We start from the raw sequence: 20367 nt of genomic DNA on the forward strand, positions 1-20367 counted from the left end.
CCCTAAAACCGACCCCAATATGCCACAATGTCCGACTCTGCGACAAGTCGAAAAAGCAATATGTATCAACGTGCTAAAGCGTGACCGTGTGTGATTGAAAAGGGCCGAGTGGGATGATTGTGGACAAGGATGACGGCGCTGGCGGAGAGCTCGAGCGCGCGCTTCACCACCTCGCGCGGATAGACCGGCGTGTGGTCGACGGTGCCGGTTTGCTGCACCTCGTCGGCGATCAGCCCGTTCTTCTTGTCGAGGAACAGGATTCGGAACTGCTCGCGGCTCTCGAAGGCCATGGCCGAGCGGCAATAGTCGAGAAGCTGCGTCCAGTTCGACAGCACCTCGCGGCCGCGCACTTCGCCGCGCGCCATGCGCTGCGCGGTGGCGGCGATGACCTTGAGGTCGACAGCCACGGTCGGCCCGATGCCTTTCACTTCCTCGAGCAGGGACGCCGGTGCGCCAAGCACCTCGGCCAGCGAGCCGAAGCGGGCGATCAGCGCCTTGGCGATCGGCTTGGTGTCGACGCGCGGGATCAGCCGAAACAGCAGCAGCTCGAGCAACTCATAGTCGGGCAGGGCGTCCGGGCCACCAGCAACGAAACGTTTGCGCAGGCGATCGCGATGGCCGTGATAATGCGGCTTTTCTTCCGCTGTAGCCTTTTTCAGGGACTTCTGCGGCGGTTCGATCCAGCCTTCGGAAAAGAACGCCCGCTCGTCCTCGACTTTGCCCATGCCTGCCCGTACCCCCGAAGGCCCGGCGGAAAGCCTACAGCATCGATTCGGAAACCGGGAGTCGATTTTCGGCAAGCCCTTGCCTGGATACGGAAGGTGTCCTTGGCACGTCCCAATGCGCGCGGTGTTCCAGCGCAGGCAGTCAAGGATGTGTGTATCGGGAAGGGGTCCGGCCGGTCTGCTTACCGGGCCTTGCCGCCAAGCTCGTCCATTACGGCGCGGATCATCGGTACATCCTTGATATCCGTATGCACGACCAGCCAGAGTTCACGCGTCAGCGGACCGTCCGGCAAAGGCAGTCGGGTCAAATTCAGACCTGCCGCCATGAAATCCGGCAGCAGCGCGACGCCGCCGCCAGCCTTGACGGTCGCCAATTGAAACTCCAGTGCCGTGGCGCGGATGGCGACGGGACGATCCGCGGCAATCCGCGCGAGCATCCTTTCCTGCGGCGACGAGGCCATGGTTTCCTCATAACCGACGAAGGACCAGTCCGCCTCGCGCGTCGCGGCGAGATAGGCGGGGTCGGCATAGAGGCTGAAGCCGATGTCGCCGATCTTGGTGACGGTCAGGTCGCCGTGTTCGGGTCGTGTCATCCGCACGGCGATGTCCGCCTCCCGTCGTCCAAGCGAGGCATAACGGGTCTCGCCGATGACCACGACATTTATTCCGGGATGCCTTTGCCGGAGGCGAACGAATGGCTCTGCCAGCAACGCGGTCGCCAAGGCAGGCGGGGCGCTTACCCTGACCGTACCTGTGTGGCGGTTGTCGGTATTCAATGCCGTACGTTCGATCGTCAGAGCATCTTCGCTCATCCGCGTGGCGATGCCGGCTATCTGCTGGCCCTTGGCCGTCAGCGAAAGACGCCGCCCGCGCCGGTCGACAAGCTTGGCGCCGATCTTTTCTTCCAGATGTGCCACCCGTCTCGCTACCGTGGCATGCTCCACGCCGAGCGCGCGTGCGGCGGCCGAAAGCGTGCCCAGCAGTGAAAGAGCATGGAAATGGCGAAGGTCCTCCCAATCCAGCATCTGACTATTTTTTCCCATCAAATGGGGATTTATAGGCAATTTTCAATCAGCTGGCCATCTGCCATTCACCTGCCGGACATCAGGTTGGAGAATGAAGATGGATATCGCCGTTACGCTAGCCGCCACCGGAGGCGTCGACCAGCTGCGGGTGTCGGAGCGCGCGCCGCAATCTCCAGGTCCGCAAGAAATCCGTATCAGGCATGAGGCGATCGGCGTCAATTTTCTCGATATCTATCATCGCAAGGGCATCTATCCGCTGCCCTCCTATCCCGCCGTGCTTGGCGCCGAGGGAGCCGGTATCGTTGAGGCCGTCGGCGCCGAGGTCGTGCTGCTCGCTCCAGGCGATCGTGTCGCCTACGCTGGCGCCCCGGTTGGCGCGTATAGCTCGACGCGCCTGCTGCCGGCGACCAGGGCGATCAAGCTGCCGGACGGTGTTGGCTCGCGCGCGGCGGCCGCATCGACGCTGAAGGGTATGACGGCCTACATGCTGCTCAACCGCACCTACGCCGTGAAGCCGGGCATGACGATCCTGGTTCATGCCGCTGCAGGCGGCCTTGGGGCTATCCTGGTCCGCTGGGCAAAACATCTGGGCGCAACGGTGATCGGCACGGTCAGCTCCGAGGAGAAGGCCGCTCTTGCTCGCTCTCACGGCGCCGACCATCTCATCGTCGGGCGCGACGCCGATCTGGTCCGGCAGGTCTTGGAGCTTACAGGCGGTCGAGGCGTCGACGTCGGCTATGACGGCATCGGCGGCGCCATGCTCGCCAAGACAATCCAATGCATACGGCCGTTCGGCACCGCCGTCAGCTTCGGCCAGGCGGCCGGACCGATCCCGCCGGTTTTGCTTGACCAGCTACGGCCCAACCGCGCTCTTGCCCACCCGAGCATAATGGCTGCGACCAACGATCAGGCTTTCTACACCGAAGCCGCGGCGGCCTTGATCGAAGCCTTCAGTTTGAGTATCGCGGCCGATGTTGGCGGGGAATTCACGCTCGGTGAGGCAGCCCAAGCCCACACCGAACTCGAGGCGGGACGAACCACCGGAAGTTTGCTGCTGATCCCATAGACTGGCGCCAAACTCGCCGCTCGGCTGGTCCCGCGGGCGCCAGTAGGCGCCGCTAGGCCGGCAGGCCGGGGCGGTCGAGCTTTTTCGCCGACAGCGTGAATATCTCGCAGCCGATGTCGGTGACGCCGATCGTGTGCTCGTACTGCGCCGAGAGCGAGCGGTCGCGCGTGACCGCGGTCCAGCCGTCCGACAGCACCTTCACATGCGGCCGGCCGAGATTGATCATCGGTTCGACGGTGAAGATCATGCCCGGCCGCATCTCGACGCCTTCATTGACGGTGCCGTAATGCAGGATGTTCGGCGCATCGTGGAAAAGCTGGCCGACGCCGTGACCGCAGAAATCGCGCACCACCGAGCAGCGCTCGGCCTCGGCATAGGTCTGGATCGCGGCGCCGATTGCGCCGGTGCGGGCGCCGGGCTTGATCGCGGCAATGCCGCGCATCAGGCACTCATAGGTGACCTCGAGGAGCCGCTCGGCGGCGCGCTTGATCGTGCCCACCGGATACATGCGCGAGGAATCGCCGTGCCAGCCGTCGAGGATATAGGTGACGTCGATGTTGACGATGTCGCCTTCCTTCAGCGGCTTGTTGTCGGGAATGCCGTGGCAGACGACGTGGTTGATCGAGGTGCAGGACGACTTGGTGTAGCCGCGATAATTGAGCGTCGCCGGCAGCGCGCCATGGTCCATGCCGAATTCGAAGACGAAGCGGTCGATGGTTTCGGTCGTCACGCCGGGCTGTACCATCGGCACAAGCTCGTCGAGGCAGCGCGCGGTGTGGTCGCAGGCCTTGCGCATGCCGGCAAAGCCTTCCTCGCCATAGAGGCGGATCTGGCCGGTGTTTCGAAGGGGGGCCGTGGAGGCGTCTAGATAGGTAACCATTTTTGTCCGTTTGCCGACGTTGGCTCCAAAGGAGCCGAATATGAAAATCTGCCCCAGATTTGGCACCGGAAGCCGCAAGGTTCAAGGACGAAGTGCGGTTGCCGCGTCCATTGCCGCTTTCCTTTGGCCATTCCATGGGTTAGGCCGGTTGCTGGTATCGGGAGATTGCCTTGACGGCACCTGAACGCGAAAGATCGATGCTGCTGCCGGCCAGGACCGCTTTTGCGGGCCTGATGGCGCTGCTGATGCTCGCGCTACTGGGCTTCGCCCAGGCGGAAATCTCCGCGTCGGCCGTCTCGCTCTCGGGTGGCTCCAGCGTCAGCGCCGCCCGCCAAGGCGACACGATCGCGCTGCTCAGAACCACCGGCAAGGCCCCGGCGCTTGAAGTGCGGGCCAGCCGTCCGCTCCCGGTCAAGCTCGTCAGCGGCAATCACGGCGCGCTTGCGCCCGCATCCGGTTTCCCGGTTATTGGCCAGGCGTTGCCCGCCGAAATGGGCGTCACGCCCGTATCGGCAAGCGTGACAGCCGCACGCACCAACCAGCCGCGCGCGCCGCCCGCCGCGTAAAGCCTTAGCCGCCAAGCGCGGCCTTCAATCACAAACATTCCTTCGCGTCGCGATCCGGCGACGGCCGCTGGCCGGTTGCGTGCGCGTCAATTCGGATTCCATTCAATGCAACGCATCAAGACGTTCAAGACACTTACACGCGCGGCCGCCGCGGCCTGCTTTCTGGCGATTCAGGCCGTGATCTGCCTCGGTACCGTCTACAGGGCCGTTGCCGCCACCCTTCGCATGGAAGGAACGGCGGCGATCGTGCTCGGAGCCATCTTCGCGCTGCCGTCCGCCTATGTGCTGATGGTGGTTACCCGCATGGCCTATGACGCCGAGACCGATCCGGCCAACCAGTAACGGCAAGAGCATGGAAGAGGGACAAGGGGCAGGGCGATGCGGGTTGCGTCGCCCTGTCACATAATGGTTATCCTGCGGCCTTACTCAGGTTTTCCAGCCCCGGCGCCTGCCGGACTTCCCCAGCCGTAATCAAGAAACAGGTATTTCCATGCGCCAGATCGTTCTCGCCGCCCTATTGCTGGCATCCACCGTTGCGGGCGCCGCCGCCGACAGCACGCTGGTGCTCTACACCAGCCAGCCGAACACCGATGCCCAGCAGACGGTCGACGCCTTCATGGCGAAGAACCCGGGCATCAAGGTCGACTGGGTGCGCGACGGCACACCGAAGATCCTGGCCAAGCTGCATGCCGAGATCGAGGCCGGCCAGCCGCAGGCAGACGTGCTTCTGATCGCCGATGTCGTGACCATGGAAGGCCTGAAGAAGGAAGGCCGGCTGCTCGCTTATCCGGAAGCCAAGGTCGAGGGCCTCGACGCGGCGCTCTACGACAAGGACAGGACCTATTTCTCGACCAAGCTGATCACCACCGGCATCGTCTACAACACCAAGGCGCCTTTCGTGCCGACGAGCTGGGAAGACCTGAAGAAACCGGAAGCCAAGGGTCTGATCGCGATGCCCAGCCCGCTGACCTCGGGCGCGGCGATGATCCACACCGTCACGCTCACCGGCAATCTGGCGGAGGGTTGGGACTATTACGGCGCGCTCGCCAAGAACGGCGCGCAGGCCAGCGGCGGCAATGGCGACGTGCTGAAGGCGGTCAGCGGCGGCGACAAGCTGTTCGGCATGATCGTCGACTACATGCCGATCCGCGAGAAGGCCAAGGGCGCGCCGGTGGAGTTCGTCTTCCCGAAGGAAGGCGTTTCCGCTGTCACCGAACCGGTCGCGATCCTCTCGACTGCCAAGAACCAGGAAGCCGCCAAGGCCTTTGTCGATTTCCTGCTGTCGAAGGACGGGCAGGAAGTGGCCGCCAAGATGGGCTACATCCCGGCCCGTGCCGATGTCGCGCTGCCGGCCGGCTATCCGGACCGCGCCTCGATCAAGGTGCTCGACTATGACGCGGCGGCGGCGCTGGCCAATGATGCGCAGAACAAGGAAAAGTTCAGCGCGGTGATGAGCCAGTAAGCGGCCCCGGAACGAAGCTTTGGCCTCCGCGGAACATCGCGTTGCCGAGCCAAGCCCGGCATCACCGCAGGCGGGTGGTTTCGCGCTGCCAGGCCCGATATCTGGCCGGCGTCTGTCGGCGCTGGCTGTGCTGCTGGTCATCGCTGTGCTCAGCCTGCTGCCGATGGCGCGTCTCGTGCTTGCGGCGATCGCGCCCGGGGGAGCGGTCGATTTCGCCGCCTTTGCCGGGCGGCTTGCCGGCCCCGCCGCGCTCAAGGCGATGTCGCACACGCTGGACACGGCCTTTTTCGGCGCGCTGCTGGCGCTCTGCCTCGGCATTCCGTTCGCCATCGCGGTGACGATGACCGATCTGCCGGGACGAAAGATCCTCGGCTTCCTGCTGCTTCTGCCGCTGATGATCGCGCCGCAGGTCACGGCGCTCGCCTGGCTGCATCTCTTCGGCCCGTCGAGCACGCTGCTCGGCATGCTTGGGTTGGCGCCGGCGCCAGGCACCGGCAACCCGATGCTGGGCCGTGGCGGCATCATCCTTCTCTACGGCGTGCAACACGCGCCTATCGTGTTCATCACCATGCGGGCCGGGTTGTCGCGCGTGCCGCGCGATCTGGTCGAGGCGGCGCGGTCCTGCGGCGCGCGGCCGCTCGGCGTGCTGCGGACCATCGTGCTGCCCGTCGTGCGACCCTATGTGGTGGCCGCTGCGGCGCTTGCCTTCGTTTCCGGTGTCGGCAATTTCGGCATACCGGCGCTTCTCGGTATGCCCGTCAATTACCTGACGCTGCCAACCCTGATCTATCAGGACCTATCGAGTTTTGGCCCTGGTGTGTTGCCTCAGATCGCGGCCCTGTCGGTGCTGGTCGGCGCGCTGGCGCTTATCGGCATGGTGTTCCAGTCGCTGGCGCTGCGCGGCGCCGGGCACCGCATCGTTGCCGGCACGCCGGCGCAATTCGAGCTCGGAGGCTTGCGGGTGCCGCTCGCCTGTGCCGGCTGGACGGTCATCGGCCTGGTCCTCATACTTCCGGCCTGCGCGCTGCTGGCGACGTCGCTGGTACCGTCCTTCGGCGTGCCGCTCGGCCCGCGCACGGCAACGATCGCCAACTATACGGAAGTGCTTATCCGGCAAGCGTCCACGGTGCGGGCCTTCCGCAACTCGCTGCTCTTTGCCGGCGGCGCGGCCCTGATCCTTGCCCTTGGCGTCATTCCGATGGCCGCTCGGCTTGAGCGTTTCGACAGGCGCTGGCGGCGCGTGCTCGGCGGCATCGTCGACCTGCCTTACACGATCCCCGGCGTGGTGCTGGCGATCGCCTGCATCCTTTTGTTCCTGCGGCCGCTGCCGCTGATCGGCAGCCTCTATGCGACCGCGTCTATCATCCTGGTCGCCTACGCCATGCGCTTCCTGACGCTGGCGATGAAACCGGTGGCCACCGCCGTCGGGCAGATTCCGCGCGATCTCGACGAGGCGGCGGCCGTGTCCGGCGCCGGTCCGTTGCGGCGGTTGGCGACGATCACCGCGCCGCTCGCGGCGCCCGCGGCCGTGGCAGGCGGGCTGCTGGTGTTCATGAGCGCTTTCAACGAGTTGACGGTCTCGGCGCTGTTGTGGTCAAGCGGCAAGGAAACGCTCGGTGTCGTGCTGTTCAGCCTGGAAGAGGCGGGCCTCGGCACACAGGCGGCGGCAATCGCGGTATCCACGATCGCCGTCGTGATCGTGCTGCTACTGGCGCTCGATCGGCTCGGGCGCCGTTTGCCGGCAGGCGTGTTGCCCTGGCGATGACCTTTGTTTTCCGCAATTCCGGACGGAAAACCGCTACACACTTTTCCTGGAATTGCTCTCAGGCGTCCGGCACCACCCAGGCGTCGGACACGGCGACATGCACATGCTGCCCCGCCGCCAGCGCCTCGGTGCTGTCGACCAGCAGATGCTGTCCGGCCTCGGCGAGCGCCAGCCGCACTTCGTGCACCGGCCCTCGGTAGACGCTGTCCAGCACCGTCGCCGGCAGGCCCTCGGCCGCGATGCGCAAGGCTTCCGGGCGCAGCAGAACCTTGACCGCGCCGGCCGGCTTGTCGTGGCTGCGCGCCGCGAACCGGTGGCCGGCGATATCGATGATCGAGGCCTTGTCCGAATGGCCGACGGTGTTGCCTGAGACCAGGCTGCCACGGCCGACGAAGCCGGCAACAGCGGCGTCGGCGGGAGAACGATAGATTTCCTGCGGTGGCGCGGCCTGCAGCAGCCTGCCTTTGCTCATCACGGCGACGCGGTCGGCAAGCGCCAGGGCCTCGGCCTGGTCATGCGTGACATAGACGATGGTCGCGCCGGTGCGGCGATGGATATCGCGGAAGGCGTCGACCATCGCGGCGCGCAGATGCATGTCGAGATTGGCGAGCGGCTCGTCGAACAGGATGATCCTGGCCTCGGCGACCAGGCAGCGCGCGAGCGCGACGCGCTGCCGCTGACCGCCCGACAACTCGTCGATGCGGCGCTTGGCGAAGCCGCCCAGACCGACGATGTCGAGCACCGCCGCGACGCGAACTGGGATATCCGCGGAGGGCACATGCCGAGCCCTCAGCGGATAGGCGACGTTTTCGGCGACATCCATGTGCGGCCATAGCGCATAGGACTGGAAGACGACGCCGACATTGCGCGCCTCCGGCGGCAGCTGCCGCTTCGGGTCGGCGACAAGCGCGTCGCCAAGGAACACGCGGCCTTCGCTCGGCGCTTCGAAGCCCGCGACCAGGCGCAGCATCGTCGTCTTGCCGCAGCCGGAAGGGCCGAGCAGCGCCGTGAACGATCCCTGCGGAAAGGCCAGCGAAACGCCGTCCAGCGCGGTGGTGCCGCCATAGCGCTTGACCAGAGACTCGACCCGGATTTCGCTCATCTTTTCGCCCGCGGCAGCTATGATGGCCGGCAATACGGTGGAAATCCGGCATTGGCAATGCAGCCGGCATCGATCCGGACTGACGCCGATCTGCCGCACCGGCGAACCTAATCTTCACCGCACTGAGGTCACATTTGCGAGTCAGAAGGCCGCAAAAGAAACTTTTCAGAACGAGCGGCGTTGCTCCGGTTGCGCCAGTTCGGGAGACAGGGAATGGACAGACTGCAATTCGAGGTGCCGGTGCGCATCACGCCCGCGCCTGGCCTGCCGGTCGAGGAAATCTACAGCGTCGAGCAGGCGCTCGATTTCCTGCAGGATTGGCCGAAGCGCCGGCAGGGCAAGGTCTACGACGCCGCGTTCAACGCCTGCTTCGGCGCGACGGTCGATGTGGCCAGCGCCGAGGAAGCCTGCCGCGCCTTCGCAGCCTTCTGCCGCGTCAGCGGATTGCTGGCGAGGGACGCCATGTTCCCCGGCAAGCGTGGCAGCAGGGCAGGGACCTATCGCGAGGCACGTGCTTGAAGCGTGACGCGCTTGAGCCTTTGCAGCTGGTTCAGCCGCCGAACGACACGCCGCGATAGCGCATCCCCACCTGCACGCCGCGTACGATCACGCGCGACAGGATTTCCATATCCAGCGGCATTTGCGGACGCCACACGTCGAGCAGGAGAGCGACACGGGGCTGATCCGAGTTGTTCATGACTTCGTGCTCGAAAGTATCGTCCCATAGCATGCATTCGCCGTCGGCGATGCGCCTTTCCTCGTGATTGATCATCATGATCGTTGCCGGACGACCGTCCGGCTGCTTCGGGATGACCAGGCCAAGATGGAACCGCATGATGCCGCGAAAAGGCCCGCGGTGCGGCGGGATGTGCTTGCGCGGGGCCAGGAACGAGACAGCCGCCGATTTGACCTCGGGGCACTCCGAAAGCAACCGGCTCAGGACCGGCATCCTTGCGATGTTTTCCGGAACGGTCATGTCGTAGGCCTTGAGCACGAACATGCGCCAGTCGAGACCATCATTGGCCGAGATATCGGCCTGCTCCGGCATGATGTCGTGGAAGCGCGGCGCCTTGTTCAGCTTCGCCGCCAGCGCCTCATCGCGGATATCCTGCCAGGCGGCGGTGAACTTCGCGGCATTGGGAAAATGCGTGCCGGCATCAAGAATGGCCGGTGCATCTATGCGCTTTTCATAGATACGGCGGACCAGATTGGTTCCCAGATCGTAGGCGCCTGACATCTCATTACCTCAACGACGCTTTTATATAGCGGGATATTGCGTGCGGGCATCGCTCACGCGAATTTGTAGACACCGTGCGCCCCGATCCCCGCTGGCCTTCGTATCACTGGGTCTTCGACGCCAGCCGCGGACCGGTGCGGACGTCGATGATTTCGGGCCTGGCGGTCTCGATCGCACCGTTCCAGCCGCCGCCTAGGGCCTTGTTGAGGGCTATATAGTCGGTGGCGATCGAGACGCGGCTTTGCAGGACGGAATCGTCGGCGGAATAGGCCGAGCGTTCGGCATCGAGCACGTCGAGAAGGCTGGTCTCGCCGGCCTTGTAGAGCGTTCTTTCAAGGCGCGCGGCATCGCCATAGGACTTCGCGGAGGAGGCGAGCTTGCCGTTTCTGATGCGCTCCTGCGACAGCGAAACCGTGGCGTTTTCCACGTCTTCCAGCGCCGTCAGCACGGCAGCCTTGTAGGCGACGAAATACTGGTCGCGCTGGGCTTTGGCGACGTCGACGGCCGCCTGCAACTGGCCGCCATTGAACAATGGCACGCTGAGCGTGGGGCCAAAGGACCAGCCGATGGTGGAGTTCTTGCCGAGATCGCCGAGCTTGAGAGCCGTGGTGCTGATGTCGCCGGTCAGGCTGACGCTCGGATAGCGCGCCGCCTCGGCCCGGCCGATCTTGGCGGTGGACTGCGCATACTGCCGCTCGGCCAAGCGCACGTCCGGGCGGGTGAGCAGGATGTCGGCCGGGATACCGGTCGGGATCGGCAGGCGCGGCGCCGGGATCGGTGTCGGGCGCTTCAGGCGCTCGTTGAGCGCCGCCGGCGGGCGCCCGGTCAGCACGGAAAGGCGATGCACGGCCTCGGCATAGCTTGCTTCCAGGCTTGGAATGCCGGCTTCCGTGCTGCTGGCCTGTCCTTCCGCCTTGGCGACATCCGCCGCGGTCGCCGAGCCGGCCAGAGCCATCGTGCGGGTGAGTTGGGCGGTTTGCCGCTGCGATGCGGCAGAGCGCCGGGCAAGCGCTATGCGGGCCTGGTAGCCGCGTGCCTGGGCATAATTCGAAGTCACATCGCCAACCAGCGTGAGAAGGGTTGAACGCAGCTCCTCCTCGGAGGCGTTCAGTCCGTAGCTCGCCGCCTCGACGCCCCTGCGGTTGGCGCCGAAGAGGTCGAGTTCCCAGCTGGAATCGAAGCCCGCCTGGTATTGGCTGTAGGACTCGCTGGCCGTCGTGCCCGCGCTGGCTGCGGAGACCCGGTTGCGACTGGCCGATGCTGAACCGTCCGCGGAGGGGAGCAACGTGCCGACCGACTGGCGGTAGCTCGCCCGCGCCTCACGGATCTTGGCCTTGGCGCTTGCCACATCGAGATTGCCGGCAACCGCTTCGTCCACAAGCGCGTTCAGCTCGGGATCGCGCAGGCGCTGCCACCATTTCGACAATTGCGCCGGCTTGGCCGGCTTGCCCGCCTTCTGCCCGCCCCAGCTTGCCGGCATCGCCAGCAAAGGCTTCTGGTAATCCGGACCGACGACGCATCCCGAAAGCAGGGCAGCGGCAAACGCGGGCAAAAAGAGCCCCTTCGCGGTCGCGAGACCGCGTTCAAAATCAAACATTTGAGAGAAACCTTTATTCCGGAGTGGCTGTGGCTTGTGTCCCGCCCGAATTCTGCCCGCCCGTATCCTGCTTGGCCGCCCTGCCTTTGAAGATGCGGCGCACCGTGACGAACAATAGCGGCACCAAAAAGACGCCGATCACCGTCGCCGCGATCATGCCGCCCATGACGCCGATGCCGACCGAGTTCTGCGCGCCGGAGCCCGCGCCGCTGGCAATCGCAAGCGGCGTGACGCCAAGGATGAAGGCCAGCGAGGTCATCAGGATCGGCCGCAGGCGTTGTCGCGCCGCTTCGAGCGTCGCTTCTACCAGCCCCATTCCGGCCGATTGCCGCTCGATGGCGAACTCGACGATGAGGATGGCGTTCTTGGCGGCAAGACCGATCGTGGTCAGCAGCCCGACCTTGAAATAGACGTCGTTGGTCTGGCCGAAGAGGGTGGCCGCCGCCAGCGCGCCGAAAATGCCGATCGGCACCGACAGCATGACGGCGAACGGGATAGACCAACTCTCGTAAAGCGCGGCAAGGCAGAGGAAGACGACCAGCGCCGAGATCGCGTAGAGCGACATCGCCTGGTTGCCGGAAAGCCGCTCCTGGTGCGACAGCCCGGTCCATTCATGCGAATATCCGGCCGGCAGTTGCGCGACCAGCCTGTCGATCTCGTCCATCGCCGCGCCGGAGCTTTGGCCCGCGGCCGCGGCACCCTGGATCTCCACAGCCGCCGAGCCGTTGTAGCGTTCGAGGCGGGGTGATCCGTAGGTCCAGTGGCTGGAGGCGAAGGCCGAGAACGGCACCATGGCGCCGCCGGAGTTGCGGACCTGCCATTTGTCGAGGTCTTCCGGCTGCATGCGGAAGTCCGGGTCCGACTGCAGATAGACCGGCTTCACCCGGCCGCGATCGATGAAGTCGTTGACGTAGTCGCTGCCCCAGGCGGTCGACAGCGTGTTGTTGATGTCGGCAAGGCTGATGCCGAGCGCACTGGCCTTTTCCTGGTCGATGTCGACCGAAAATTGCGGCTGATCCTCCTGGCCGTTGGGGCGGGTGTTGGCGAGCAGCGTGCTCTTCGCGGCAAGACCGAGAAGCTGGTTGCGCGTCTGGATCAGCGCCTCATGGCCGGCGCCATTGACGTCCTGCAGGTAGAAATCGAAGCCGTTGGTGTTGCCGAAGCCCTGGATGGCGGGCGGGGCAAGCGCGAAGACCTGGGCGTCCCTGATCTTGGAGAAGGCGCCCATGGCGCGGCCGGCGACCGCCGAGGCGGCGAGCGCCGGCGTCTTGCGCTGGTCGAAATCCTTCATCCGCACGAAGGCGATGCCGACATTCTGTCCGGCGCCGCCGAATCCGAAGCCGGAAGCGGTGAACACGCCTTCGACCGCGTCCTTCTCTTCGTTGAGATAATGGTTGGTCACCTCAGCCAGCACACGCTCGGTGCGATCCTGCGTCGCGCCGACCGGCAGCGATGCGCTGGTGATCAGGATGCCCTGATCCTCGTCCGGCAGGAACGAGCTCGGCAGGCGGGCGAACATCCAGCCCATGCCGATGACGATGGCCAGGAACACGGCGAGGAATCGCCACGAGCGGTTGATGATGCCGTGCGAGCCGTCGCGGTAGGCGATCGTGCCGCGATCGAAGACGCGGTTGAACCAGCCGAACGGACCTCTTTGCGTCGTATGGTCCTTGGCCGGGCGCAGGATCGTGGCGCAGAGCGCCGGCGTCAGCACCAGTGCCACCAGCACCGAGAGCACCATCGCCGAGACGATGGTGACGGAGAATTGCCGGTAGATGATGCCGGTGGAACCGCCGAAGAAAGCCATCGGCACGAACACGGCCGACAGCACGGTGGCGATGCCGATCAGCGCGCCGGTGATCTCGTTCATCGATTTGCGCGTCGCCTCTTTCGGCGGCAAGCCTTCCTCCTGCATCACGCGCTCGACATTCTCGACCACGACGATGGCGTCGTCGACGAGCAGGCCGATGGCTAGGACCATGGCGAACATAGTGAGGGTGTTGATGGAATAGCCGAAGAAGGACAGCACGCCGAATGTGCCGAGCAGCACGACAGGCACCGCGATCGTCGGGATGATGGTGGCGCGCAGGTTCTGCAGGAAAAGCAGCATCACCAGGAACACCAGCACGATCGCTTCGGCGAGCGTCTTCACCACTTCCTCGATCGACAGGCGCACGAAGGGCGAGGTGTCGTACGGATAGACGACCTCGACGCCTTGCGGGAAGGTCGAGCTCAGGCGGTTGATGGTCGCGCGCACCGCCTCGGCGGTGCTGATGGCGTTGGCGCCGGTCGCCAGGTTGACGGCGACGCCGGCGGCCGGCTTGCCGTTGTAGTGGGCTTGCGTGGTGTAGCTTTCGGCGCCGATCTCGACCTTGGCGACATCGTTCAGCCGCACCAGCGAGCCGTCGGTGTTGCTCTTGAGGATGATGTTGCGGAACTGTTCGGCGGTCTGCAGCCGGCTCTTGGCCGTCACCGTGGCGTTGAGCTGCTGGCCCTTGCGCGCCGGCAAGCCGCCGAGCTGGCCCGCGGAAACCTGCGTGTTCTGCGCCTCGATCGCGGTGGCGACATCGCTCGGCATCAGCGCATATTGCGCCAATTTGTCGGGGTCGAGCCAGATGCGCATGGCATAGCCGGATCCGAAGAGCTGCGTCGAGCCGACGCCTTCGACGCGCTTCAGCGTGTCGTTGACGGTGCTGTCGACATAGTCGGCGAGGTCGGTCGAGTTCATCTTGCCGTCGCTGGAGACGAAGCCGATGACCATCAGGAAGCCGGTCGAGGATTTGGAGACGGTGATGCCGTTGCTCTGGACGACCTGCGGCAACTGCGACTGCACCAGCTGCAGCTTGTTCTGCGTCTGCACCTGGGCGGTGTCGGGATTGGCGCCGCTGGTGAAGGTCAGCGTGATCGAGGCCGAGCCGGTCGAGGTCGACGTCGCCGTCATGTAATCGAGATTGTCGATGCCGGTCATGCCCTGCTCGATGACCTTGGTCACCGAGTTCTCGACCGTCTGGGCATCGGCGCCGGGGTAGGTGGCGCTGATGTTGACGGTTGTGGGTGCGATCTGCGGATATTGCGAGATCGGCAGCGACTGCAGCGCGAGCAGGCCGCCCAGCATGATCACGATGGCGATCACCCAGGCGAAGATCGGCCGGTTGATGAAGAAACCCGACATCGCTCAGTTCCCGGTTGCGCCAGAGGCTGGTTGCTTTGCGGCGCCGGCGGCGTTGCCGCCTGCGGGGGCGGCCGAGGCGGAGCTCTGCTCGCGGTCCTTGATCTCGCCGGTCGTCTCGTCGATCGTCACCTCGGCGGCGGTTGCATCGCCGCCGGCGCGCACCAGCTGCAAACCCTCGACGATGACGCGGTCGCCATCGCTGATGCCGGAATCGACCAGCCAGTTGTTGCCGACACTGTTGCGCACGCTGAGCGTCCGCTGCTCGACCTTGCCCTGGGCGTTGACGACCATGGCCGTCGCCTGGCCCTTGGGATCGCGGGTGACGCCGCGCTGCGGCACAAGAAAGCTGTTCTGGGCGACACCTTCCTCGACGATGGCGCGCACATACATGCCGGGTAAGAGCAGCCGGTCGGGATTGGGGAACTGGGCTCTGAGCGCGAAGGTGCCGGTGGACTGGTCGACATTGGCGCCGGCGAATTCCAGCTTGCCGTTCTGCGCATAGATGGTGCCGTTGTCGAGCTTCAGCTTGACGCTGACATTGGGCCCGCTGAACTTCAGCCTGCCTTCGTTGATCGCCTGGCGCAGGTTGAGCAGGTTGGTGCTGGACTGCGTGACGTCGACATTGATCGGGTCGAGCGAGCGAATAGTGGTCAGCACCGTTTCCTGGTTGGCCGTGACCAGCGCACCCGGCGTCAATGTCGATTTGTCGATCCGGCCGGCGATCGGCGCGGTGATCGAGGTGCGGTTGAGGCTGATCTTGGCGGTCTCGACGCTGGCCTTGGCCGAAGCGACGTCGGCCTGGGCCTGCGCCAGCGTCGCGGCGGCATCGTCGTAATCCTGCTTCGAGACCACGTTCTGCTTCAGCAGCCCGGAATAGCGGTCGAACTTCGCCTGCGCGGTGGGGACGGCGGCTTCCGCCTTCTGCTGCGTGGCGACGGCGCTGTCATAGGCGGCCTGATAGCTCGCCGGATCGATGAGGTAGAGCGGCTGTCCCGCCACCACCTCGGCGCCTTCCTGGAACAGGCGCTGCTGGATGATGCCGTCGACCTGCGGGCGCACCTCGGCGACGAGCGAGGCGGCGGTGCGACCGGGCAGCTCGGCGGTGATCGCGACCGATTGCGGATGCAGCGTGACGACGCCGACCTCGGGCCTGCCGACGCCGCCCATGCCGGGCGGCACCTGGCTCTTTTCCTGCGAGCAGGCCGCCAGGAGAAGCGTGGCGCACAGTATTCCTGCCCAGGGAGACAGGCGGCGCGGCCTCGCCAGCGACGGAGAACGATCAGGTTGGGTATGCATTGGTTGGATCTTTCCCTGGAGTTGCGGTTCTCGCCTGGCCGGCCGCGCCGGGGGCTTCGACCAACAGCTTGCCGAGATGGCGGGCGAGGAAGCTCTGGATGTCGTCCATGAAGGTGTAGATCACCGGCACGTAGACGAGGCTGAGCACGGTCGAGGAGAGGAGCCCGCCGATCACGGCGATCGCCATCGGCGCCCGGGTCTCGGCGTCGGCGCCGATGCCAAGCGCGATCGGCAGCATGCCGGCGCCCATGGCGATCGATGTCATGACGATGGGCCGGGCGCGCTTGCGGGCGGCGTCGAGCAGTGCCTCGAAGCGGCTCATGCCATGCTCCTTCTCGGCGACCAGGGCATATTCGACGAGCAGGATCGAGTTCTTGGCCGCGATGCCCATCAGCATCAGTATGCCGATCAAAGGCGAGATGCCAAGTGCCTTGCCGGTGACCATAAGGAAGCCGAGCGCGCCGCCGACCGACAGCGGCAACGCCACCAGGATGGTCACCGGCTGCACGAAGCTGCGGAAGAGCAGCACCAGCGTCAGGTACATCAGGATGATGCCGGCGGCGATCGCGGTGGCGAAGCCGGAAAACAGCTCCTGCATGCGCTGGGCATCGCCGCGCGCCAGCTCGTGCACGCCTTGGGGCAGGCTTTCCATGATCGGCAGCGCGCGAATGGCGGTCGTCGCCTGGCCAAGCGTCAGGCCAGAGAGATCGGCCTCTATCGTCGCGCTGCGGCTGCGGTCGACACGCGTGATGCTGTTCGGCCCGGCATTGAAGCCGATGTCGGCGACGGCGCCGAGCGGCACCGTGCCCTTGCTGCCGGCCAGTGGCAGGACGGCAAGCTTGGCCGGGTCGTCGATGGCTCCGTCGGGCAAGGTGACGACGATCGACACCTGGCGGTCGCCGAGATTGTATTTCGCCAAGCTGGTGTCGGTGTCGCCGATGGTGGCGATCTTCACTGTCGCGGCGATCTCGGTCGGCGTGACGCCAAGCTCGGCAGCCTTGGCGCTGTCGGGCCGCACGATCAGCTCGGGCTTGGTGGTTGCGGCCGTCGAGGTCGGGTTGATGAGGCCCGGCACGGATTTCATCTCCTCGATCAGCGCGTTGCTCGCCTTCTCGAGCGCCGCGCCGTCTTCGCCGACCAGCGTGATCGACACCTTGGCGCCGGCGAAGCCGTCGGCGCCGAACTGGATGCGGGCGCCGGGGATGCCGTTGAGCTTCGGCGAAGCCTCGGCCTCGAATTGCTGCTGGCTCATGCTGCGTTCGGCGCGCGGCTTGAGGTTGACCGTGACGGTCGCGGTGCGCACCTCGGCCGAGCTCGAGCCCTGGTTCGGCCCGCCACCCGAGGAGGCGGCCGTGCCGATCGTGGCGAACACGCTGTCGACGGCCGGCTCCTGATCCAACCGCTTGGTGATCTCCTGCACCACCGCCGTGGTCTGCTCGATGGTCGAGCCGGGCTGCAGCTCGACCGAGATCATTGAGCGGCCGCGATCGGCCGCCGCCATGAATTCGGTCGGCAGCTTCGTTGCCAGCGCCATCGAGCCGGCGAAGAAGGCGATGCCGGCCAATAGCGTGATCCAGCGGTGGTCGAGCGCCTTGCGCAGCAGCCAGAGATAGGTCGGCACCCAGGCTGGCAGGTCGTCCTCGTCATGGCCGCCGGCACGCACCAGATAGGCGCCCATCAGCGGGGTGAGCATGCGCGCCACCAGCAGCGAAAACAGCACCGACACGCAGACGGCGACGGCAAAGGAGAAGAAGAACTTGCCGGGAATGCCGGGCATGAAGGCCACGGGCAGGAACACGGCGACGATGGTGGCGGTGGTCGCCACCACGGCCAGCCCGATCTCGTCCGCAGCTTCGATTGCCGCCTGGTAGGCGCTGACGCCGGTCTGGCGCATGTGGCGCACGATGTTCTCGATCTCGACGATCGCGTCGTCGACGAGGATGCCGACCACTAGCGACAGCGCCAGCAAGGTGATGTTGTTGAGCGAGATGTCGAAGGCCGCCATCACCGCGAAGGTCGGGATCAGCGACAGCGGCATTGCCACCGCCGACACCAGCGTCGCCCTGATGTCGCGTAGGAACAGCCAGACCACGCCGATGGCGAGCAGGGCGCCGAGCCAGAGCGCCTCGAGGGCGGCGTCATAGCTTTCTTGGACGAAGCCGGACGAGGAGGTGACTTCGGTGAACCTTGCCTTCGTGGTCTTCGCGCCCATGTCGGCGATCGCGGCGCGGGCGGCCTTGACCACATCGATTTCGCTCGAGCCGACCGATCTGTAGACGTTGAAGGCGACGACCTGCCTGCCGTCGAGATAGGCGGCCTGGCGCGGCTTCTCCCAGCTGTCGACGACGGTGCCGAGGTCGGAGAGCTTGACGTCGCCGGCGCCGCTCAGCGCGATGCGGGTATCCGCCAGCGCCTCGAGCGTCGTGGCGCTGGCGAGCGTGCGTACCGACTGTTCCTGGCCGCCGATATTGGCGCGGCCGCCCGGCTGGTTGACGTTGTTGGAGGCGAGCGTCTGGCTGACATCGCCGGCGCTGATGCCGAGCGCCGCAAGGCGGTCGGGGTCGAGCTCGACGCGGATGACCCGGTCGACGCCGCCGGAACGGGTGATCTTGGAGACGCCGTCGACACCGAGCAGGACCTTAGCGACGTCGTTGTCGATGTACCAGCTTAGTTGATCGGGCGACATGGTCGGCGCCTCGACGACAAAGGTCAGCACCGAATTGCCAGTTGCGTTGACCTTCGCCACGACCGGCGTCTGCGCGGCGGCAGGCAGGCTGGACTGCACGCCGGAAACGGCGTTGCGGACATCATTGGTGGCGGTCTCCGGGTCGGTGCCGAGGGTGAACTCGACCGTGGTGACGGACGAGCCCTCGCTGATCGAAGTCGAGACGTCGTCGACGCCTTCGAGGGTCGCGACCGCGTTCTCGATGACGCGCGCCACCTGGACTTCCATTTCGCTCGGCGCCGCGCCCGGCTGCGCCACCGTGACTGTGACGGTCGGCAGGTCGATGTCGGGCATGTTGTTGGTGCGCAGATGCATGAAGCCGTAGACGCCGGCGATCGCGAGCGACAGGAATAGCACGATGGTCGGAACCGGATTGCGGATCGACCAGGAGGAGATGGCATTCATTGTGCCCGCTCCGCCGTGCTTGCGGCATCGGCCGTCGCTTCGCCGGCGGCGACGCGTACGAGGTTGCCGTCGTTGAGGAAGTCAGCGCCGGCGACGACGACGGAGAGGCCTTCCGACAAGCCGCGTTGGATGGCGACGCGGCCATTCTGGCGCGTGCCGGTGGCGACGGGACGCGCGCTGACCTTGCCTTGATCGTCGACGACGAACACGGCCGGCTTGCCGTCATGCCAGACCAGGGCCGTCTCGGCGACGGCGAGTTGCCGGGACGCCGCCGTCTCGATGGTGACGCGGGCAAACATGCCAGGCTTCAGGCCCGAGCCTTCACCGACCGCGACATAGACGGTGGCGAGACGCGTCGTCGCGTTGACCGTCTCGGCTATCTGGGAAACGCTGCCGGAAAAGCCGCGACCGGACGCGTCGACGATCTTCGCCGCCTGACCGACCGAGATCGCCGCCAGATCCTTTTCAGGGACGAGGACGCCGACCTCCAACTTGCCGTCGCGGATGATCTTCATCAGCTCGGTGCTGGCCTGGACGATGGAGCCAGCCACGGCCGGCTTGCTGGAGACGACGCCATCAAAGGGGGCGCGGATGGTCGTCCTGTCGAGTTGGGCCTGCAGCCGCTCGGCGGCGGCTTCGGCCTGGTCGATGCCTGCCCTGCCGGTCTTGACGGCGGTCGCCTTTTCCTCGGCGGTCTCCGTGCTGACGGCGTTGCTGGCCAACAGCTTGTCGGCGCGCGCGGCGGCCGACAGCGCGGAGTCGAGCGCCGCCTGCGCCTGGGCGACGGCTGCCTTCTGCTCGGCAAGCTGGGCCTTGAGAAGCGAGTCGTCCAACCGGGCGACGACATCGCCGGCCCTTACATGGTCGCCCTCGGCCGTCAGGACCTCGGTCAGGCGCAGGCCGCTCTCTTCCGCGCCGATCGTCGCTTCCTGCCAGGCAGCCACCGTGCCGGTGGCGCCGACGGAAGATGTGATCGCCTCGGCATGAACCCGCTCCACTGAAACGGTGAGCGTGGCAGCCTGAGCAGGCGCGGCTTTCCCGACCTCCGGCTCCGGCGCGCCGCGGCCATAGGCCTTCAGCATCGCGGCGACACCGGCCGCGACCAGTACGGCGACGAGGAGAAGATGGCTTTTACGCAATTTTCCGGTCATGATTTTCGGTGTTCGATGGCGAGATCGGAAGCGACAGGCGGTAGGCGGCGAAGCTCAGCCGGATCGCCCCCTTCAGCACCTGCTTCGACAGGATCCGCTGCGCGGCGCCGGCGCCGCGCAGCGGATCCGGTCGAAGCAGGTGCGGAAGGGGGCGATCCGGCTGAGCTTCGCCGCCTACCGCCTGTCGCTTCCG

At 65.8% G+C, this 20367-nt stretch carries 16 protein-coding genes and 1 pseudogene; 6 read left to right on the forward strand and 11 right to left on the reverse strand.

Going from position 1 to position 20367, the window contains the following annotated elements; translation table 11 throughout:
- Window positions 1-65 precede the first annotated feature (65 nt).
- Window positions 66-725, reverse strand: a complete 660-nt coding sequence (radC, locus tag FJ471_RS28880; protein ID WP_140808330.1) for a DNA repair protein RadC — start codon at window positions 723-725, stop codon at window positions 66-68.
- Between the two features lie 182 nt (window positions 726-907).
- Window positions 908-1768 (reverse strand): LysR family transcriptional regulator, encoded by an 861-nt coding sequence (locus FJ471_RS28885; protein WP_246684863.1) that lies wholly within the window; start codon window positions 1766-1768, stop codon window positions 908-910.
- A 79-nt stretch (window positions 1769-1847) separates the two neighbouring features.
- On the opposite strand from FJ471_RS28885, the gene FJ471_RS28890 reads away from it, so the two are divergent.
- Window positions 1848-2816 (forward strand): quinone oxidoreductase, encoded by a 969-nt coding sequence (locus tag FJ471_RS28890; protein WP_140808343.1) that lies wholly within the window; start codon window positions 1848-1850, stop codon window positions 2814-2816.
- A gap of 52 nt (window positions 2817-2868) precedes the next feature.
- Here FJ471_RS28890 and map read toward each other — a convergent pair whose 3' ends face one another.
- Entirely contained in the window at window positions 2869-3696 is an 828-nt protein-coding gene (map, locus tag FJ471_RS28895) for a type I methionyl aminopeptidase (protein WP_140808347.1), read from the reverse strand.
- A gap of 170 nt (window positions 3697-3866) precedes the next feature.
- Between map and FJ471_RS28900 the strand changes: the two genes are divergently transcribed.
- The 4 genes from FJ471_RS28900 (at window position 3867) to FJ471_RS28915 (ending at window position 7489) form a co-directional block, all read left to right on the forward strand.
- Window positions 3867-4262, forward strand: a complete 396-nt coding sequence (locus tag FJ471_RS28900) for a hypothetical protein (protein ID WP_246684861.1) — start codon at window positions 3867-3869, stop codon at window positions 4260-4262.
- Window positions 4263-4367: 105 nt separating this feature from the next.
- Entirely contained in the window at window positions 4368-4604 is a 237-nt protein-coding gene (locus FJ471_RS28905; protein ID WP_140808349.1) for a hypothetical protein, read from the forward strand.
- 148 nt (window positions 4605-4752) lie between these two features.
- Complete coding sequence (locus tag FJ471_RS28910) at window positions 4753-5724, forward strand: ABC transporter substrate-binding protein (RefSeq protein WP_140808351.1); 972 nt, start codon at window positions 4753-4755, stop codon at window positions 5722-5724.
- Between the two features lie 163 nt (window positions 5725-5887).
- Window positions 5888-7489 (forward strand): iron ABC transporter permease, encoded by a 1602-nt coding sequence (locus FJ471_RS28915; protein ID WP_140808370.1) that lies wholly within the window; start codon window positions 5888-5890, stop codon window positions 7487-7489.
- A 58-nt stretch (window positions 7490-7547) separates the two neighbouring features.
- On the opposite strand, the gene FJ471_RS28920 is transcribed toward FJ471_RS28915, so the two are convergent.
- Entirely contained in the window at window positions 7548-8591 is a 1044-nt protein-coding gene (locus FJ471_RS28920; RefSeq protein WP_140808353.1) for an ABC transporter ATP-binding protein, read from the reverse strand.
- A 213-nt stretch (window positions 8592-8804) separates the two neighbouring features.
- Between FJ471_RS28920 and FJ471_RS28925 the strand changes: the two genes are divergently transcribed.
- Window positions 8805-9110, forward strand: a complete 306-nt coding sequence (locus tag FJ471_RS28925; RefSeq protein WP_140808355.1) for a DUF982 domain-containing protein — start codon at window positions 8805-8807, stop codon at window positions 9108-9110.
- Between the two features lie 31 nt (window positions 9111-9141).
- On the opposite strand, the gene FJ471_RS28930 is transcribed toward FJ471_RS28925, so the two are convergent.
- The 7 genes and pseudogenes from FJ471_RS28930 to FJ471_RS28960 all read right to left on the reverse strand — a co-directional run.
- On the reverse strand, window positions 9142-9828 hold the full coding sequence (locus FJ471_RS28930; protein WP_140808356.1) for an aspartyl/asparaginyl beta-hydroxylase domain-containing protein: 687 nt from the start codon (window positions 9826-9828) through the stop codon (window positions 9142-9144).
- 103 nt (window positions 9829-9931) lie between these two features.
- Window positions 9932-11425, reverse strand: coding sequence for an efflux transporter outer membrane subunit (locus tag FJ471_RS28935; protein WP_140808358.1), 1494 nt, complete (start codon window positions 11423-11425; stop codon window positions 9932-9934).
- 13 nt (window positions 11426-11438) lie between these two features.
- The gene (locus tag FJ471_RS28940; protein WP_140808361.1) at window positions 11439-14597 is read right to left on the reverse strand and encodes an efflux RND transporter permease subunit; all 3159 of its coding nucleotides are present in this window, start codon (window positions 14595-14597) and stop codon (window positions 11439-11441) included.
- A 3-nt stretch (window positions 14598-14600) separates the two neighbouring features.
- Window positions 14601-15893 carry an efflux RND transporter periplasmic adaptor subunit gene (locus tag FJ471_RS28945; protein ID WP_140808365.1) on the reverse strand — a complete coding sequence of 431 codons (1293 nt, stop codon included), beginning with the start codon at window positions 15891-15893 and terminating at the stop codon, window positions 14601-14603.
- Window positions 15877-19023 carry an efflux RND transporter permease subunit gene (locus tag FJ471_RS28950; RefSeq protein ID WP_246684862.1) on the reverse strand — a complete coding sequence of 1049 codons (3147 nt, stop codon included), beginning with the start codon at window positions 19021-19023 and terminating at the stop codon, window positions 15877-15879. The genes FJ471_RS28945 and FJ471_RS28950 overlap by 17 nt, the downstream gene beginning before the upstream one ends.
- On the reverse strand, window positions 19020-20162 hold the full coding sequence (locus FJ471_RS28955) for an efflux RND transporter periplasmic adaptor subunit (RefSeq protein ID WP_181179808.1): 1143 nt from the start codon (window positions 20160-20162) through the stop codon (window positions 19020-19022). Before FJ471_RS28955 ends, FJ471_RS28950 begins: the two co-directional genes overlap by 4 nt.
- Window positions 20155-20367, reverse strand: a pseudogene (locus FJ471_RS28960) (hypothetical protein); the annotation flags it as partial. The gene FJ471_RS28955 and the pseudogene FJ471_RS28960, both read right to left, overlap by 8 nt.

It is taken from the genome of Mesorhizobium sp. B2-7-1, from assembly GCF_006440735.1.
Lineage (GTDB): Bacteria > Pseudomonadota > Alphaproteobacteria > Rhizobiales > Rhizobiaceae > Mesorhizobium.

Bases quoted from the DNA above. Each gene is read 5' to 3' on its own strand.
- radC (WP_140808330.1), bottom strand. From the start codon at position 725: ATGGGCAAAGTCGAGGACGAGCGGGCGTTCTTTTCCGAAGGCTGGATC.
- FJ471_RS28885 (WP_246684863.1), bottom strand. From the start codon at position 1,768: ATGGGAAAAAATAGTCAGATGCTGGATTGGGAGGACCTTCGCCATTTC.
- FJ471_RS28890 (WP_140808343.1), top strand. From the start codon at position 1,848: ATGGATATCGCCGTTACGCTAGCCGCCACCGGAGGCGTCGACCAGCTG.
- map (WP_140808347.1), bottom strand. From the start codon at position 3,696: ATGGTTACCTATCTAGACGCCTCCACGGCCCCCCTTCGAAACACCGGC.
- FJ471_RS28905 (WP_140808349.1), top strand. From the start codon at position 4,368: ATGCAACGCATCAAGACGTTCAAGACACTTACACGCGCGGCCGCCGCG.
- FJ471_RS28910 (WP_140808351.1), top strand. From the start codon at position 4,753: ATGCGCCAGATCGTTCTCGCCGCCCTATTGCTGGCATCCACCGTTGCG.
- FJ471_RS28915 (WP_140808370.1), top strand. From the start codon at position 5,888: ATGGCGCGTCTCGTGCTTGCGGCGATCGCGCCCGGGGGAGCGGTCGAT.
- FJ471_RS28920 (WP_140808353.1), bottom strand. From the start codon at position 8,591: ATGAGCGAAATCCGGGTCGAGTCTCTGGTCAAGCGCTATGGCGGCACC.
- FJ471_RS28925 (WP_140808355.1), top strand. From the start codon at position 8,805: ATGGACAGACTGCAATTCGAGGTGCCGGTGCGCATCACGCCCGCGCCT.
- FJ471_RS28930 (WP_140808356.1), bottom strand. From the start codon at position 9,828: ATGTCAGGCGCCTACGATCTGGGAACCAATCTGGTCCGCCGTATCTAT.
- FJ471_RS28935 (WP_140808358.1), bottom strand. From the start codon at position 11,425: ATGTTTGATTTTGAACGCGGTCTCGCGACCGCGAAGGGGCTCTTTTTG.
- FJ471_RS28940 (WP_140808361.1), bottom strand. From the start codon at position 14,597: ATGTCGGGTTTCTTCATCAACCGGCCGATCTTCGCCTGGGTGATCGCC.
- FJ471_RS28945 (WP_140808365.1), bottom strand. From the start codon at position 15,893: ATGCATACCCAACCTGATCGTTCTCCGTCGCTGGCGAGGCCGCGCCGC.
- FJ471_RS28950 (WP_246684862.1), bottom strand. From the start codon at position 19,023: ATGAATGCCATCTCCTCCTGGTCGATCCGCAATCCGGTTCCGACCATC.